Raw genomic sequence first — 813 nt, 5'->3', positions numbered from 1 at the left:
ATATTGACATCGCAGGCGGCGGTGATCCATTAGAACTACGCAAACGTATCAATGCTCTTGATATCAAAACTCAAGTAAGGTTTTTAGGTGAAGTTAGAGATATAGCGGAACTGATACCAGGGTATTTAGGTGTTGCTGGAATGGGCCGTGTCGCTATAGAAGGCTTAGCTTGTCAAAAGCCAGTGTGTATTATTTCTCCTGAAGGCAGTTTAATCGGCTTAGTGACTACATATAACTTTACACGTCTTAAAAATTACAATTTCACTGGCAAAGGACTTGTAGCAATTGACAATCAAGAGCTATCCAAACAGCTCGAACGTCACACTCCTGAGAATAGTCAACGCCTCTATCAAAAATTAAAACATGAGCTTTCTATCGATAATTGGGATAAATACATTGAGCTGTATAAAAAAATAACTTTTATAGACAATCAAGCTTTAGAATCTCTTTATCATAAGCTTGCTTACTTTGCAGTTACCCTTTCACGTCCATTTGAAAAAGATGAGTTTCTTTGGCATTTGTTTTATGAGACTTTGATTGAATATAAATTAGATAATATCAAAGAAATGTACCATTATTATGAAAATAGTATCGGGCTTAATAGTGACTACCCTAATCCTTATAAAACAAATAAAAAAATAAAATGGCGAGAAAAGTTTAAGTAGCTATACTTTATACAAGTAGTCATAAAAAAAGCTAAGACCTGTATAAGTCTTAGCTTTTTTACATAGAAATATTCAGTTAATCTAAGCTTATAATTAATCAATAAAGCTTAACCAATCCATGTACTTCTCGTTGCGACCATGTACCACA

1 protein-coding gene is annotated in these 813 nt (G+C 33.7%); it reads left to right on the top strand.

Going from position 1 to position 813, the window contains the following annotated elements; genetic code table 11:
* Window positions 1-665 (top strand): glycosyltransferase family 4 protein (locus ACS8FD_RS19010; RefSeq protein WP_439277006.1); only part of this gene is annotated, 665 nt, incomplete at its 5' end.
* Window positions 666-813 lie beyond the last annotated feature (148 nt).

This window comes from Psychrobacter sp. 1U2 (assembly GCF_051847575.1).
Note: the sequence above shows the minus strand (reverse complement) of the source record. Positions and strands in the feature narration are given on the sequence as shown.